Source organism: Flavobacterium pectinovorum, from assembly GCF_006438875.1.
Classification (GTDB): Bacteria; Bacteroidota; Bacteroidia; order Flavobacteriales; family Flavobacteriaceae; genus Flavobacterium; species Flavobacterium pectinovorum_A.
Map to the genome: position 1 here is coordinate 73,978 of NZ_RCZH01000011.1, position 17,359 is coordinate 91,336.

At 32.6% G+C, this 17,359-nt stretch carries 14 protein-coding genes; 2 read left to right on the forward strand and 12 right to left on the reverse strand.

Translation table 11 applies throughout. The features are described from left to right. The 3 genes from rpsU to EAH81_RS16670 all read right to left on the reverse strand — a co-directional run bounded on the left by rpsU (position 1) and on the right by EAH81_RS16670 (position 2,398). Positions 1–195: a 30S ribosomal protein S21 gene (rpsU, locus tag EAH81_RS16660; RefSeq protein WP_140509154.1), complete on the reverse strand. Its 195-nt coding sequence runs from the start codon at positions 193–195 to the stop codon at positions 1–3. Between the two features lie 158 nt (positions 196–353). Next, entirely contained in the window at positions 354–1,496 is a 1,143-nt protein-coding gene (locus EAH81_RS16665; protein WP_140509156.1) for an acyl-CoA dehydrogenase family protein, read from the reverse strand. A 14-nt stretch (positions 1,497–1,510) separates the two neighbouring features. After that, the gene (locus EAH81_RS16670; protein WP_140509157.1) at positions 1,511–2,398 is read right to left on the reverse strand and encodes a ComEA family DNA-binding protein; all 888 of its coding nucleotides are present in this window, start codon (positions 2,396–2,398) and stop codon (positions 1,511–1,513) included. A 272-nt stretch (positions 2,399–2,670) separates the two neighbouring features. On the opposite strand from EAH81_RS16670, the gene EAH81_RS16675 reads away from it, so the two are divergent. Next, positions 2,671–4,149, forward strand: a complete 1,479-nt coding sequence (locus EAH81_RS16675; RefSeq protein ID WP_140509159.1) for an APC family permease — start codon at positions 2,671–2,673, stop codon at positions 4,147–4,149. Between the two features lie 60 nt (positions 4,150–4,209). Here the strand turns inward: EAH81_RS16675 and EAH81_RS16680 are convergent, their stop codons facing one another. The 7 genes from EAH81_RS16680 to EAH81_RS16710 form a co-directional block, all read right to left on the reverse strand. After that, entirely contained in the window at positions 4,210–4,437 is a 228-nt protein-coding gene (locus tag EAH81_RS16680) for a PspC family transcriptional regulator (RefSeq protein WP_007810860.1), read from the reverse strand. 104 nt (positions 4,438–4,541) lie between these two features. Continuing rightward, on the reverse strand, positions 4,542–5,813 hold the full coding sequence (locus EAH81_RS16685) for a DUF2851 family protein (RefSeq protein ID WP_140509161.1): 1,272 nt from the start codon (positions 5,811–5,813) through the stop codon (positions 4,542–4,544). 77 nt (positions 5,814–5,890) lie between these two features. Then, the gene (locus EAH81_RS16690; RefSeq protein ID WP_140509163.1) at positions 5,891–6,373 is read right to left on the reverse strand and encodes a 3'-5' exonuclease; all 483 of its coding nucleotides are present in this window, start codon (positions 6,371–6,373) and stop codon (positions 5,891–5,893) included. An 84-nt stretch (positions 6,374–6,457) separates the two neighbouring features. Beyond that, complete coding sequence (locus EAH81_RS16695; protein ID WP_140509165.1) at positions 6,458–7,819, reverse strand: pyridoxal-phosphate dependent enzyme; 1,362 nt, start codon at positions 7,817–7,819, stop codon at positions 6,458–6,460. 47 nt (positions 7,820–7,866) lie between these two features. Further along, positions 7,867–9,834 (reverse strand): putative porin, encoded by a 1,968-nt coding sequence (locus EAH81_RS16700; RefSeq protein ID WP_140509167.1) that lies wholly within the window; start codon positions 9,832–9,834, stop codon positions 7,867–7,869. A 158-nt stretch (positions 9,835–9,992) separates the two neighbouring features. After that, entirely contained in the window at positions 9,993–11,468 is a 1,476-nt protein-coding gene (locus tag EAH81_RS16705; protein WP_140509169.1) for a RagB/SusD family nutrient uptake outer membrane protein, read from the reverse strand. Between the two features lie 4 nt (positions 11,469–11,472). Next, a complete protein-coding gene (locus EAH81_RS16710) occupies positions 11,473–14,640 on the reverse strand; it encodes a SusC/RagA family TonB-linked outer membrane protein (protein WP_140509171.1) in 3,168 nt (1,055 codons plus the stop codon). Positions 14,641–14,940: 300 nt separating this feature from the next. Between EAH81_RS16710 and EAH81_RS16715 the strand changes: the two genes are divergently transcribed. Then, positions 14,941–15,600, forward strand: coding sequence for a ribonuclease HII (locus tag EAH81_RS16715; RefSeq protein WP_140509173.1), 660 nt, complete (start codon positions 14,941–14,943; stop codon positions 15,598–15,600). Between the two features lie 93 nt (positions 15,601–15,693). On the opposite strand, the gene EAH81_RS16720 is transcribed toward EAH81_RS16715, so the two are convergent. Together EAH81_RS16720 and EAH81_RS16725 are read right to left on the reverse strand one after the other, a co-directional pair. Then, the gene (locus EAH81_RS16720) at positions 15,694–16,545 is read right to left on the reverse strand and encodes a nuclear transport factor 2 family protein (RefSeq protein ID WP_140509175.1); all 852 of its coding nucleotides are present in this window, start codon (positions 16,543–16,545) and stop codon (positions 15,694–15,696) included. A gap of 155 nt (positions 16,546–16,700) precedes the next feature. Next, positions 16,701–17,300 carry an NAD(P)H-dependent oxidoreductase gene (locus tag EAH81_RS16725; RefSeq protein WP_140509177.1) on the reverse strand — a complete coding sequence of 200 codons (600 nt, stop codon included), beginning with the start codon at positions 17,298–17,300 and terminating at the stop codon, positions 16,701–16,703. Positions 17,301–17,359 lie beyond the last annotated feature (59 nt).

The following is a 17,359-nucleotide window of genomic DNA, read 5'->3' on the forward strand; positions in this document are numbered from 1 at the left end:
CTAACTTTCTAAACCATCTCTCATGTTTTGAATGTAAGCCGCTTTTTGAATTTTGATTCTGTTTTTAACAGAAGGCTTAATAAAAGCAGTACGTGCTCTTAGTTGACGAACAGTTCCTGTTTTATCAAATTTTCTTTTATAGCGCTTTAATGCTCTATCGATATTTTCTCCGTCTTTAATTGGTATAATTAACATAATATAGACACCTCCTCTCGTTAAGGGTGCAAAAGTATATATTAATTATGAATAATGAGTTATGAATTATAAATTATTTTAAAAAACATTTCTTTAGTGCCAGTTTACAGTCACAGGCTGGATTCACTGTTTACTGAGACTGAATACTGTAAACTAGTTTATTCTTTTAGCAAATTTCTTGCAATCACTACCTTTTGAATTTCAGTAGTTCCTTCTCCAATTGTACACAATTTAGAATCTCTATAAAATTTCTCTACAGGAAAGTCTTTTGTATAACCATAACCTCCATGAATTTGAACTGCTTCGTTTGCAATTCTCACGCAAGCCTCAGAAGCATACATTTTTGCCATTGCACCAAGAGTCGTAACAGGTTTATGCTGTTGTTTCAAGAAAGCTGCTTTATGTAGCAATAATTCCGAAGCTTCAATTTCTGTTGCCATATCTGCCAGTTTAAATGAAATTCCCTGGAAGCTACTAATTGGCTGCCCAAACTGATGTCTTTCTTTAGAATATTTAAGTGCTGCTTCATAGGCGCCTTTTGAAATCCCTAACGATAAAGCCCCAATTGAAATTCGGCCTCCATCTAATATCTTCATTGCCTGAACAAATCCCTGTCCTACTTCTCCTAATCTATTAGCATCCGGAACGCGACAACCATCAAAAACCAATTCTGCAGTTTCACTGGCACGCATTCCTAATTTATTTTCTTTTTTTCCAGATGTAAAGCCTTTCATTCCTTTTTCAAAAACAAAAGCGGTCATTCCTTTAGAATCACCTTTTTCTCCGGTACGAACAATTACGACTGCAATATCACCGGAAATAGCGTGTGTAATAAAGTTTTTTGCACCGTTTACAATCCAGTCATCACCATCTCTTACCGCCGTTGTATTCATTCCGCCGGCATCAGAACCAGTATTATGTTCTGTCAATCCCCAAGCTCCTATATATTCAGCCGTTGCTAATTTTGGCAACCATTTTTTCTTTTGTTCTTCGTTTCCAAAAGTCAAAATATGATTTGTACATAACGAATTATGTGCTGCAACAGATAATCCTATTGAAGGATCAACTTTTGAAATTTCTTCAACAACCGTAATGTATTCATGATATCCTAAACCAGAACCTCCATATTCTTCCGGCACTAAAACTCCCATAAATCCCATTTCACCTAATTTTTTAAATAAGGGAATTGGAAAAATCTGAGCTTCGTCCCATTCCATTATATAAGGTCTTATATTTTTATCGGCAAACTCTTTTATAGACTGAGCAATCATCGACTGCGTTTCATTGTAATCAAAATTCATTGTGTGCTATTTTTTTAGAACTCCAAATATAAACTAATTATTTTTGCTTTATCAACAGGAAAACCTTTAATTTTTGACAAATCCTCAATATTATTAAAATTTCCGTCCATACTTCGAGTTGTTACTATCTGTCTCGCCAAGGCATATCTGAAATAAGGAAACTGAGATAATTCTTTTAAAGAAGCATCGTTTATTGCAATTTTCTTCAAATTTGAAGGTATAACAACTTTAAAATGTGAATTTAATTCCACAATAACTTCTGGCGAAAGTCCCCAAACATCCTTCATTTGTTCCATCGAAACAAAACAACCAAAAATATCTTTTTGTTTTAATATCCGCAAAGATAAAGCTTCTCCTATTCCATATACTTTTATTAAATCTTCCTGAGTTGCCAGATTTATATCTAAGATTTCTATTTTTTCTTTCTTCAAATAAGATTTCTGAACATACTCTTTCTTTTCTGTTTTAAATGCTGCTTTATTCTGAGTCCAATCCGGAAATTTAAACAATGGCGAAATAACACTTAATAAAGAATCGGAAACTTTTGTGACTTGCTGAAACTCCTCGATGGAATTTACATATTTATTCTCTTTTCGAAAAGTCACTAATCGATCAATCTCTTCCATCGACATCCCAAGTTTATATCCTTTATAATCTGAGATAAAATTTGGATTAAAAGTATAGACCTTTGGCTTCTCATTATATTTTATCAACTTTAAGGAATCTACCTCTGTTTGTAGCGAAATCCATTGTTGCTTTTCAGGGAAAGATTTTTCAGGAACACTAAAGTCTACAAAAAAGTAAATTGCCTGTAGCACTATTATAAGTATGAAAAGCAAAAAAATTCCTGTTCGCTGTTGGCTTGTAAACTTAAATTGTTGCAATACTATTTTGAAATTCATTCTATACTATATTTTTTATCTCTAATTGAAATAAGATTTGTGCTAAAATAAATTAATTTATTAAGAAAAATAGTAAAAATTTGACTAATTTGCGAATTGATTAATCTGTTGCAAAACACTAATAATTTTAATGAATATAAGAATTTAAAGAGTGTTTCCTGTGGGTATTATCACATAATTAAATATTTTATAACTTAAAACATGATTATTGTTTTTATTTTTTACAAAAAACAATACATTTGGAGCTTAATAACAATAAACCAATATTATATATGTCAATTTGGAGAGTTAAACCAATATCTGCCTTTGAGGCCGATATGAAAAAAAGTGATTTAAAAAGAGTTCTAGGAAAGTGGAGCCTTACTGCAATTGGAGTTGGTGCCATTATTGGTGGAGGAATTTTTGTTCTTACAGGTACAGGCGCATATTATCACGCAGGTCCGGCATTAGCACTTTCTTTTATCATCGCGGGTATTGCCTGCGTTTTTGCTGCTCTTTGTTATTCTGAGTTTGCGTCAATTTTACCCGTTGAAGGTTCAGCTTATGCTTATGCTTACGGTACAATTGGAGAAATTTTTGCCTGGATTATCGGTTGGGGTCTTATCCTTGAGTACGCAATGGGATCAATGACCGTCGCGGTTTCCTGGTCGGGGTACTTCAATAAATTACTTAAAATGTTTCATATTAAACTTCCTGAATGGCTCACAACAGACCCAGCCAGTTATACTGGAGAGGGTTTTTCTATGAATCTTCCTGCTTTTTTAATCGTTCTTTTAGTTATTTCGTTGCTAATTAAAGGTACAAAAAGCGCTGCGAAAGCAAACAATATGATTGTAATCCTAAAAGTTTCTGCTGTAATTTTCGTAATCATAGCTGGACTTTTCTTCATCAATACTGCTAACTGGCATCCGTTTATTCCAGCTGCTACTCAAATCATCGAAAAAGAAACAACTCATAATGCTTATGGATTTGGAGGTATCGTTTCTGGAGCTGCTGCAATTTTCTTTGCTTATGTAGGTTTCGATGCTGTTTCTACACAAGCTGGAGAGGCAATCAATCCTAAAAAAGATGTTCCGTTTGCAATTATTGCTTCTTTATTAGTTTGTACTACGTTATATATTCTTGTTTCATTAGTGTTAACAGGAATGATGAATTATAAAGATTTCAACCCTCTAGGAAAATATCCTGAAGCGATTAAAGCACCCGTCGCTTATGCATTTGATATTGCAGGACAACCTTGGGCAGGATTCATTATTACAGTTGCTGCAACTATTGGTTTAATTTCAGTATTAATGGTAATGATCATGGGACAATCAAGAATTTTCCTTGGTATGTCTAAAGATGGTTTAATTCCTTCTGTATTTTCTAAAGTAAATCCGATTTCAGGAACACCAAAGACTAACTTAATGATTTTAGGCGGTATTATTGCTATAGTTGCTGCTTTTACGCCAATCAACAGATTAGCTGATATGACAAGTTTTGGTACTTTATTTGCCTTTACAATGGTTTGTATTGCTGTTTGGATTTTAAGAGTAAAACAACCTCAATTAACCAGAACTTTTAAAGTTCCTGCTTTACCGGTAATTGCAGTTTGTGGAATTGCAATCAACACTTACCTAATGATCAATTTGAGTTTAGATGCTCAATTACTTTCACTAGGATGGTTGGCGATTGGTATTGTAGTTTATTTTGGATATAGTAAAAAAAGATCCAGACTTAACCAACCAAGTACTGAAACTGAAACAGAATAAATATCAATATAATTTTATAAAAAAACTCCATTAGTAATTGCTAATGGAGTTTTTTTTATTCTATAAATCAAAAACTGATGTTCTTTTTGCACGAATTAAATCTTTTAGACGAATCCAAAATGCAAGTGTCAGATAGACTCCAAAGCCCAAACCTGCGGTTACAAACGAAATATAAATAAAAAATAACCTAACACTGGTTACACGCATTCCAAGTTTGTCAGCCAATCTTGAAGAAACATGAAATCCATATTTTTCGAAAAAGAATTTTAGTTTTAAGATAGCAGACATATTTGATTTTAGATTTTATCCTTCGACTCCGCTCAGGATGACATTCGACATTGCTTAGAATGACAAATGTACAAAATTATCTAATTGACACATTTTCTAATTAACTAATTACTTTTCAGTAATTCCATTCCCAATGCGCATTTTAAACATGCTTTTTTGTTACAATATTCATTTTTAAGTTCTAATAAAGTTTGAGTTTCAAAAGCATTTTTAGAAAGAATCCCAAAAGATTTAAACTTACTTATAATCGTATTGTTTTCCGGTGCAACTTCATCCATAAACTCAATTAAATCTTCAGAAATTGTTTCGCCCATTGTTGTGAAATATGCAAATTGAAGCGGAATAATGGTATTTATAATTACCAAATCCAGGAATGCTTTCGATAAATGTTTTGCTTTCTTCGGACTTTCTTTATCAAACTGATAATGGTTTTGCCAATACGAACTAGCAGAAACACCAAGCAAGTTGTACACTTCCCTGACCGACTTTAGATTTATTATCTTAGAAAATAAATTTTGATGTTTTGCATACAAATTTGCCAATTGCGAAAGTCGAATTGTTGGAAAATTATCCGGCCGATGTTTGAAAAACTGAACGTAATCAATATGACATTTTTCAAACTGATATTTATTCAGAAGATAAAAATATCTAATTTTCAAATCTGTAAAATAAACATCTTCTCCGTCCTTATCCAGTAAACCGGCAGTTCCTAAAAGTAATGCTTCCAGATTTTCTACTTCGAAACTTTCTTTTCGGATTACTGAAAACGGAATAGCCTTAGCTATTTGCAAGAAAGAAACGCCATTTGTATTTAATCCAAAATTCTTTGCTAATAAACAGAATAAAACAGCTTCCCAATCTTGTTTTGTTTCTTCGAGCAAATCGTAGATGAATTTTGATTTACGCTCTAATCTTTCAAAAAACAGTCTTTCCTTCCAGTTTTTAAATACAAAATCATCAATTTGAGAAATTTGTCTTTCGCAGAATATCCATGATTTGGGAGTAAGAAGCGATTTATAAGAAGATAGTACCTCAGACGAAACATAGTTTTTTAAAACTAAAACCGGAATTTCGATATTGTTTTCTCTATATATTTCCGCATCATGCTCCCAAACGACATGCAAAATTACATTTTCGTATGCGCTATCTTTTTCGTGATGATGTACATACCAATCAGAAGATTTAATATGGATCTCGATATTTCCAGCCCATTTTTGATCTCCAATTTTAATTTGAGCATTAAAGAAATCAGGACCAGAAAGTTCTAAATAATCTCCTGTTTTAATAATAGTGACAGATTCATTTTGTGTAGTTCTTAAATTCAAGGTTTCAAACTTCTTGAATTTCCAGAGATAATGAAGAAAATCTTCTTTCATTTATTGGCTTTTATGATGATTTATAAAAGCCTAAATCTAATCAAAAAATAATACTAATCTTACAATTATATTGTTTTTTATTTCAACAAATACAACTTAGCACATGCCCTGGCATCAGATAATGCCTCATGATGACTCAACTGAATCTTCATTTCCCTACAACAATCACTTAGTTTTGTAGGTTTTAAACCTTTTGCTTTATAAATTTTGACCGTACATTCCCATTTAGAAGCTATATTTAAATCTTCATAGTTTAAACCGTGCAGTGCCATTGATTTACTTAGAACATTCCGATCAAAACTTTCGTTATGCGCCACTATCACTCTGTTTTTTAATCTTCTTTCAATTTCGGGATAAACTTGCAAAAATGATTTGGCATTAATTGTATCCTTCGGATAAATACCATGAACCCGAATCGTAAACGGATTATATTCGTTATTAGGTGGTTTAATCAAAGTAACAAACTCATCTACAATTATTCCGTTTTGTACGGTAACAATTCCAACAGAACATGGATGATGTCCAGTCGCAGTTTCAAAATCTATTGCGGTAAAGTTCATTTTAAAATTTAATTAAGCTAAAAAAAACCATAAATCTGATCTCAATAATTAGATTTATGGTTTTATAAAATTATAAACTATCTTTTATTTTATTGATCCAATGATATCATACTTTGTAATAATATGATGACTTCCATTTTCAAGATCTACTAAAACAGCATCATTTTCTTTGGTAAACAATTTAGAAACTTCCTCTATTGGAGTTCCTAATTTTACAATGGGAAATGGTTTTCCCATTACTTCTTTAATTGGTTTTTCGGCTACGTTTTTATCCGCTACATAACTTCTAAACAAGTCTGTTTCGTCAACAGAACCAACAAATCCGTTAATATCTACAACCGGAATCTGTGATATTTTATATTTACGCATACGTTCAATTGCGTGCGAAACCAATTCTTCTGTACGAACAACGATCAATTGTTTGTCGATATGATCCTTAATTACGTCTTCGGCTTTAGTTACGTTTTCTTCTAAGAATCCACGCTCACGCATCCAATCGTCATTAAACATTTTACCAACATAACGACTTCCTGAATCGTGAAAAAGAACTACTACAACATCCTCTGGTTTAAAATGCTCTTTTAACTGCAACAAGCCTTTAACACAAGCTCCGGCAGAATTCCCAACAAAAATAGCTTCTTCAAGGGCAATTTTTCTAGTATAAACCGCAGCATCTTTATCAGTTACTTTTGTAAAACCGTCAATTAATGAAAAGTCAACATTCTTAGGTAAAATGTCTTCTCCAATTCCTTCGGTTATATAAGAATAGATTTCATTTTCATCAAAAATTCCCGTTTCATGGTATTTTTTAAAAACAGATCCATACGTGTCAATTCCCCAAATTTTAATATTTGGATTTTTTTCTTTCAAGTATCTTCCAACTCCTGAGATCGTTCCTCCAGTTCCTACTCCAACCACAAAATGAGTAATTTTACCATCCGTCTGTTTCCAGATTTCCGGTCCGGTTTGCTCATAATGTGCCAATGAATTAGACATATTATCGTATTGGTTTACATACCATGAGTTTGGTGTTTCAGAAGCCAGACGCTTTGAAACTGAATAATAAGAACGTGGATCAGTAGGCTCAACATCAGTAGGACAAACTACTACTTTTGCACCAACTGCACGCAAAATATCCATTTTTTCTTTAGACTGTTTATCTGATATTACACAAATTAACTTGTATCCTTTTATGATTGCTACAAGAGCTAATCCCATTCCGGTATTTCCGGAAGTTCCCTCGATAATAGTTCCTCCGGGTTTTAATCTGCCATCTGCCTCTGCGTCTTCAATCATTTTTACGGCCATTCTGTCTTTTACAGAATTCCCCGGATTAAAAGTTTCGACTTTTGCCAATACCAAGGCATCAATTTCAGCAACAATTTTGTTGAGTTTTACCAATGGTGTATTACCAATTGTTTCTAAAATGTTTTTTGAAAAGTCCATTTCTATTTAATTTAATATTTGGTTTTTAATGTAATAAGAATCTAATTTTATTGGAAGAAATTCCAAACTAAACCAAATCGGATAACAAAATCACGATAAGGGTTATTAGGTGCTGAAAAATAATCGCTTTTAGAAAATATAGCATTTACATGTTCTGCTTTTAAATAAAATCGAGTCTGGCGAATTCTTGCATTTACGAATAAATCAAATAATGGATAACCACCAATTTTCTCGTTTTTCTGAATAAAAAATTCTCCCACAACAGGATTGTAACCGTTACCATAATACTTGGTAAAATAATTAAATATTACTCCGGTTTGCATGTATAGAGCTTTCTTGAAGAAATATCCTGAATAATAAAATGTATTTCTGGTCACAAAATCAGGCACATTTAAAATCAAATCAGATTGATCTACTTTTTGATATAAAAGTGTATTGTCAAAACCAAAAGGTCCAAATTTAAACTCTCTGCTTGCTTTTATAGTCAGATAATTAATTGCATTTCCATATTGCGCCGGGTTTATAATTTCAATTTGATTCGCAATCTCCAGTGGTGATGAAACATCGGCAAAATACAAATGATCTTTTAAAACAGAATATTCAACCTCAGCATTCAGCCAGGGTGTAAAAACATTTGCACTAAGTGTATTGATCTTTTCGTTCTTATAACTATGTGACCAATTGTATTTTACGTAACTGCTTTGATATAAATTGTAATTGTTGTTTGGCAATTTATTGACGTTTCTATATCTAAAATCAAATTGTATTTTATCATTCAGATTGTATCTTAATTTAGCATCTAAGTCAGAAAGTGATACATCTGTGATTGATCTTGAATATAAAAAACGACCATTCCATTTGTTTTTTTGATATTCATATTGTCCTCCAAAATTATTAATCTGTTGATATATATTATCCGGAATTGTTCTTCCATCTTTAAAAACAATAATCCTGTCATATTTATAATTTGATCTGTAATCGTCTATAAAAAAGTTGAATTTCCCTAATAGAGAATTTTCATAAGTAGCTCCAACTTTATTGTATAATTTTTCAAAACGAGTCTGATCATTAATATTACTTGTTGCATAAGACTCTCCAAAACGTTCAACCGGTTCTCCATCTACTGTAGAAATAACTGTTGGCTGATTGTATTCGAAAAATTTATATTCGTAATTAAACTGATGTGTTATATATAAATTATTACTTCCGTTTGTTGGATTTATTCTGAAAGCATGATCAAAAAACAGACGTCTTCCTTTTAAAAATGACTTGGCATCTGTAAGATAGACTTGTAAACGCTGACGATTTTTATAATCTTTATTGTCACTTTCAAAATCTGTTGGCGTTGTTATTCCGCCATTTTCTTCATTAGAAATATCCTGAGAAACAAAATGAGCATTTAAAGCATATCTTCTGTCTGTAGTTGCATAACTTGTTGTAAACCTAAAATTTCCGGCACTTACCAACTGGTTTATATAATCTCCCTCTGAACGTAAACCTCTGTAAGCAATAGAGAAGTTAAGATTTTTGGATGTGTTTAGTGTAATAAATGAGTCTACGTTTTGTCCTTTATTTATTGTTGTATTAAAAAATAATTCGGTTAACGGGGTTGCAGCTGAGTAATATTTAATTTCGTTTGCTTCCATATAATTAAAATGTTTTGCCTTGAATCCAATTTCAGGATAAGGCGAAAAACTAGTTAAATTATATTGCAATGTATTGTAATTCTGTCCAATATTTGAGAAAGGTAACAATCCAAAAGTATCTTTTCTAAGATGATTTTGTCTATAGGCACTTTTTAATGTCAGTGAAGTGTCTGCATATGTTGTATCATGTTCCAAGGCAATGATTTGGTATTGATCAATAGTCGCTACTAACGATTTTTTCTTCTTTAAAGTATCCGTTATACTAGAATATTTTGTGTTCATGTCTAAACCATTTTTAGGAACGATTTTTTCTTGAGAAAACAATAAAGTTGGTACAACTAATAGATATAGAAAAATGAATATTCTCATTTGATGGCTTTATAGGTAATTATTTCGATAAAATTTATCAAGCAAAGGTAAAAGATAAAAACGTATAAAAAAATACTTTTAGTATTGGGTAGTTTTTAATATCAAAGACCGTTTTAATAAAAAAACCCTCAATCAAAAGTGATTGAGGGTTCTGTAAATTAAAGTTCGTTTTGTTTAACTAATGGGTTTGCGTTGATTTCTGCTTTTGGAATTAACCATTGCCATCTTTTATCTGTCGGTGGCACAATCATTATTCCGTTTGTAATTCCTGAATCATGATTTGCTCCTGTTCTGTCTAAAGAGGCATTTGTTCTTTTTAAATCAAAAAATCTAAATCCTTCTCCCCATAATTCTATTCGTCTTTGCATTAAGATTTCATCAACCAAAGCTTGCCCTGTATTAATAGATAAAACATAATCAGGATCTCTTGCTTTCTCAAAATCAAAAAGAATTTTTGCTGCATCAGCATGCCCTAATCTTGCTTTAGCTTCTGCTTCGATAAGATACATTTCGGCAGCACGCATATATGGAACATCACATCTGCTATCTCCAGTACTCACTGACAAGAATTTTTGACTTGTATAAGGGAATTTAGCAAAAGCACTTCCTAAATCAAGACCCGGATGCTTACCATCTTTACTAAAAAGAGTTGAACGTACATCTGTTGACGGAATCAAATTATATAATTTACTATTTATTGCTTTTGGGCAAGAACGAATAACCGTCGAACTAAAGTTTCTAGACATATATGCTCCAAAGTTTCCGAAATATTGTGTTTGAACTTCATTAATATGGCTACCCCACATCCATTCTTTGTTATTGTAATCATTAAAGCCTTCTCCATATTCTGTTACAGACATTAAAGTCATTCCTGACCTGGCTTTGTTCGCATAATCGGCAGCAACAGCCCAATCTCCCTGAGTTAAAGCGACACGGGCTTTTAATCCCTGAGCCACCTTTAGATTCAAGTGAGAATTATTTGGTTTTGAATATCCTACTAATAAAATATCTGCTTCCTCTAAATCTTTATTAATTTGAGCATACACTTCTTCTACAGTAGCCCGTGGCAGGTTTTCATTTCCTACAGTCAAAATAATCGGAACTCCCGGTTGAGAATTCGTTTCTCCGTTTACATACCTCTTTCCATATAATTGTACCAATTGAAAATGACAAAATGCACGATACAAAAGAGCTTGCCCTTTTACAATATTTTTATCAGCAACTGATCCAATAGCGACATCTGTGGCATTTATTATTGTATTGGCATTTCTAATTATTCTGTAGTATGTTCTATAAGGAAAACGAATATCCTGAGAGTTTTCACTGCTTAACCCGCTCCAATTATACACTAGCAAAAACCAACCATTTGTCACAGGAAATACAACATCTTCTCCTACAATATCTGTTTGTTGCATCAATCCTCCTAAACCACTTTCGTTTTGATTAGTTTCATATGTAATATACAAAGATCTATGAATACCATTTAAAAGGGTCATTAAGTTTTCAGTCGTTTTTGTCGCGCCATCGTAGTCTACAAACTCTGTTGGTCTTTTTTCTGAAAAATCCGCTGAACAAGACCCTAGAAATGCGCTTATAATTATAAAGAGTACTTGTTTTATATAATTTGACTTCATATTATTAAAAATTTAAATTAAAACCTAACGTAATTACTCTTGATGGAATATACCTGTTTTGAGTTGTTCCATTAAAAGTTTGAGTTGGATCCATTCCCTGACGTTTAGTAAACAGCAATAAATTTTCTCCATTTACATACACAGTTGCATTATCAATAGCTAATTTGGATATTAAATCAGAAGGTAATTTATAGGATAAATTAATCTGTCTTAGCGCTAGATAATCAGATCCTTTTAACCATCTATCCGAAACTGCACTAGACTGGGTATTTCTACTTACATCTAATCGGGGCACATTTGTAATATCTCCTGGTTTTTGCCATCTGTCAAGAATATCTGTGCTTAAAGCCGACCCGTAATTATTCCCTGTATGCATTAAAGTGGAATAATTTGAATCGTACATTTCGCCTCCTATTTGGTAAGAGAACATAACGTCTAATTGAATTCCTTTATATTTAAAAGTATTACCAAAGCTTCCAAATAAATCTGGTATTGCTGATCCTGCATAATGAAATAAAGCCTTGTTTTGATCGGTAGTTACATTCACACCATTTACAACTCTTCCGGTAGGATCGTTTGCAATCATTTTATCAGCGTCTGCAACATATAAAGCATAGCCATCCGCCGGATCCACACCATACCAACTTCTTAACCAGTAATCATAAATCGAACTACCTACTGTAAGTTTCTTATTTCCATCGATAATTTCCTTTTGTGGCAACTTGGTAAGTTTATTACTTATCGTTGATGCATTTATATTTAAACTCCAGAAAAAATCATTTGTCTTAAGGATTATACCGTCTAAAGAAATCTCAAAACCTTTATTCACCATCGATCCAATATTTTCAACTCTATAATCTAAACCTGAAGACAATGCATTGGGAACATCAAAAATAAGCCCATCAGTATTTCTATTATAATACTCAACACTTCCCCTAAGTCTATTCTTAAACAATCCAAACTCTACGGCAATATCTTTTTGAGTATTAACTTCCCATTTCAAATCTGGTGCTGCTGAACCATATATTATCACCCCGCCTTCACTGCCATTATCATTACCTAATTTATAAGTAGATTGACCTATATAATAATTTAAGCCTTTCGTTTCCGTACCATCTTCATCTCTATCAGAAGCAATATGAGAATCATTACCAACCTGTCCTATTGAAGCCCTTAACTTCAAATCATTTACCCACGTAACTTCTTTAACAAAACTTTCTTTAGAAACTATCCAAGCTCCGCTAAAAGACCAAAAATTACCCCACTGGTTATCCTTTGCAAATTTTGATGATGAATCTCTACGCAACGATCCTGAAAGAATATATTTATCCCTATAATCATATCCAACTCTCGAAAAATAAGATTCAGTTGAATAATTTCTCGTAATAGATTCTAAAGCAGTAGTTGTAGCATAATTGATGAATTCTATATTATCTGGCGAAACCTGACCTGTCTTTACACCCGTGGTCCAATTTCTTTCATAATCAAAACTTTCATGCCCCAACAATGCAGTAATAGAATGCCTTCCTATTTTTTTGGAATAATTTAATAATTGATTATAAGTCACACCCGTAAATATCCTATCCTCTTTAGCCATTAATCCGGTAGGTGCCCCATCACCTATTTGAGTATTATAGGAATAAGTTCTATTAGAATACGTTTTATCAATAGAAGCATTTGTTGTGAATTTGAAATCTTTCAGAAAACTTATTTCGAAAAAAGTTCTTCCTGAAAGAGCTAATCCCTTTTTAACATCTGTATTATTTAGTGTTTCATATACTACATTTCGACCGTTAGAAGCTCCGCTGCCACGAGTTGTAGAATATACTTTATTACCATTCTCATCTAAAACATAATCACCATTTTCTGTGTGATCAAAAACAGGATAAATTGGCCCCATATATCTTATTGTTCGAAATGGATTGTTGAAAGAATTTGTATTGGCTACGCCATCAGTTCCTAATTTAGAATTAGTTAAAGTCCCTGAAATATTCATTCCGGTTTTAAACCAGTTGTTTAAACTTGTATTTAAATTCAAACGTCCTGTTGTTCTTTCGAAGCCTGAATTTCGTATATATCCCTCTTCATTAAGGTGCCCTAAAGAAGCAAAGTAATTTGATTTTTCCGATCTGCCCTGATACGAAAAATCTATATTTTGACGAATACCGGCTCTTTCCAATTGTTTTTCCCAGTCTAAATCATGAGGATATAATAATTGTGCATTAGGATTTAATTTTCCATCAGTACCCACAACACTGCCAATTGGAACATTAAACGGATTTGTAACCAAAACCGTTCCCACTCTGCCAGATGCATAAATATTAGCTGCATCAATTTGCGCTTGCGTAGCCATTGGACGGCTATTTCTTATTGCTTCCCATTCTAAAGGATAATATTGATATGCATCTACCCTTTTATAATCTTTAATAGATCGTGAAGTCAAACCAGTACTCATATTTAGAGAGAATTTATCTTTAAGTGATTTCCCCGTTTTTGTCGTAATTATTATTACTCCATTTGCTGCTTTTGATCCGTAAAGAGATGTTGAAGAAGCATCTTTTAAAACCGTTAAACTCTCAATATCATTTGAGTTTATATTACTAATATCTCCCGAAAATGGAACCCCATCCACAATATACAATGGCGTATTCGAACCATTAACAGAACTAAAACCTCTTATTCTTATTGCTGGCGCTGATCCTGGCTGTCCTGCTGAACTTTGAACCTGAACTCCCGAAGTACTTCCTTCTAAAACTGAAAGTGCATTGGTTAAAGGCCTATTTTCAAGTTGTTCTGATTTAATTTGAGTCGCTGAACCTGTATAAGAAGCTTTTTTTGCATTACCATAAGCCACAACCACAACTTCATCCAGCTCCTTTCCATCTTCTTTCATCTTGGTATTAACCGTCGATGAATTTCCCACAGTCACTATAGCGTCCTGCATTCCCATATAAGAAAATACCAATGCATCACCAGTTTTTGCCTTAACAGCAAATTTGCCATCCAAATCTGTTTGAGCACTATTTTTTGTGCCTTTTACAGTGACATTCACTCCGGGAATTGGTCCGTTATTATCTGAAACAACTCCAGAAATAGTTCTTTCCTGTGCAAAAGACAATTGCATCATTAACATTGTTAAGAATGTTAAAATACGTGTAAATTTTAATCCCATCTTAAGTTATTTTTCGGTTAATAATTAACAAAAATGAAATTAATTTCTTACAATAGCAATTTAAGCAATGTTAAATATTGAAATTTTTCTTACTTTTTTAGCTTTATATAAACAATAGTTTACAACAATAGTCTATAAACCGCAGTGTATCTGAGACTTATAAAACTTATTTGGAGTTTAAAAAAAAAATGGATTTTTTTTTAAAAAAGGAGAAATACATCCCCGTTATCATCATTTCGTCTGTTTCGATTCCTGATTTTTAGAAAAAAAGTTTAATATTTGCCTTTTAAAATTTGAAAAATGCTTGCAAAAAATTTCTCTGGATTTATTTTCGAAACTGGAACTGATGAAGCCGGTCGTGGTTGTCTCGCAGGACCTGTAACGGCTGCTGCAATAATTTTGCCCGTTGATTTTGAGCATGAAACCTTAAATGACAGCAAACAACTGTCTGAAAAAACAAGATTTTTTTTAAAACCAATTATTGAAAAGCATGCAGTTTGCTTCGCAGTTACGCATTTATTTCCTGCCGAAATTGATGAAATAAACATTCTAAACGCTTCGATGAAAGGAATGCAGGAATGCATTTTAAAATTAAATCAGGTTCCCGAATTTATTATTGTTGACGGAAATCGTTCCTTGAATGCAAAACTGGGTTTAAAAAATATAGTTGGTAAACAATTTTCTACAACCGAAATAGAACTCTTAAAATCAATTCCCAACCAAAGTATCATAAAAGGCGATGCCAAGTTTTTGAGTATTGCTGCTGCTTCTATCCTGGCAAAAACATATCGCGATGAATATATGGATCAAATCCATGAAGAATTTCCGATGTATAACTGGAAAAAAAACAAAGGCTATCCAACTAAAGAACATCGGGAAGCCATTAAAAAATATGGCCCTACAAAATACCACCGCATGAGTTTCAGACTTTTGCCGGATCAATTAGAGTTTGATTTCTAAAATAAAACAAGAAAGGCTTATCAAATCTGATAAGCCTTTCTCATTTATATTTCCCTTAAATTTCGATCCCTTAAAATCGATTCTATTACAATCTTATCTTTTACTCTTTAAGAATTCAGCAAATTGTTTTGTATCAAAATAGAAAGGTTTGACAGCAGTAATTTTACCATTTTTTAAATCGAAATGTTCTGAAATTGGCATCAAAAGCGTTTTGCCGGATTTCTTTGCTTTGCACTTTATTGTAAAATAAATTATTACTTCATTTTTGGTAACATCGCTAAAATAAACTGGTTCTTTTTCTATTTCCAAATCAAAAAATTCGCTTGATTTTGCATACATTTTAGTCCATTCATCAAAACCTTTATAAGTTCCTCCATAAGGTAAACCTGCGGCTTGACTGTAAATTGCACCTTCTTCTATTAAAGCAGACATTGCCGTAAAATTTCTGGTTTTAAAGAGACCTTCATAATATTGCGCCACAACTTTAAAATTATCTGTTTCCAGATTTTTCAAAATTTCAGACTCTGACAATGTAACTTCTGAATCCCAAAAACCAATAATTTTACTCACCTGACCCTTTCCATTGAGTCGCGCAAAATCACGTCCACCCATTATAAGTTTATTTTTTGAGTCCAGAATTTTCCAATCCCAACTTACATAATTGTCTTTTACAACTTTTGGGCCCGACGTTATTACAGCATCCGGAAATTTTTTATAGAACTCGTTTATCACATTATTTAAGGCAACCCCGCCCTTAATAGATGCCGAAGGATCCTCAAAAGTACTGTCGTCCAGCCAAATAGTTTTTATTAATTTTAGCCGCGTATCACTATTATGTTCCAGCCATACTTTTTCATAAACTACAATTGGATTTAATTTATCTTTCTTTTGAGCAAAAAGACCATTAAGCATAAAAAGGAAGCAGACAAAGTAGATTTTTCTCATAAGTTTTTAAATTTAGTTAAAGCTTTTTAGAAGTATTAACCCAAATTTACCATAAAAACATCAAAGAATTACAACGTTTCCATAATTTAGCATCAATTCAAAATCAGGATAGAAATCCAATAATTTTTGACATCTTTTATTTCAAAAACAAACTCCTATCTCAAAACAGAAACTTCATTTATATTCGTGAACGTAGCTTTAATTTGATTTTCCCACTCCAAAATATTTTCGGCAGAAGCCCTATCCGCTTTATCAAAGTAAAAGTGTTCTTGAATTTCCAGTCCGCAGTAATTGAAAATTCCCGTATCAGAAGTTAACGCCAAAGCTTTATCCATTCCGATCGCTTCATATTCTGAATTTGATTTTCCATGCGAATTGATAATGATCGCTTTTTTCCCTGTCAGTAATCCTTTTTGAACGCCCTGATCATATCGATAAGCAAATCCATAACTAAAAACACGATCAATAAAACCTTTCATAATTGCCGGCATTCCAGTCCACCAAATCGGGTAAACAAAAATAAGCTGATCTGCCCAGGTGATATAATCCTGTTCTGTTTGTACATCATTTACCACTTTGCCCATGCGTTGTCCGTTCATATCTTCTAAAGAAAAAACCGGATTAAAATTGATTTGATTTAAATCACGAACAACAACTTCCTGCCCTGATTTTTCTAGACTTTCAACAACTGTTTCTTTGAAGAAATGGTTTAAACTTGCTGAATTTGGATGCGCATAAATAATTAAATTTTTCATGTTTTCTATTTTTAAAGATTGAACATGACAAATGTATAACCGAAGATTTGGCCACAATT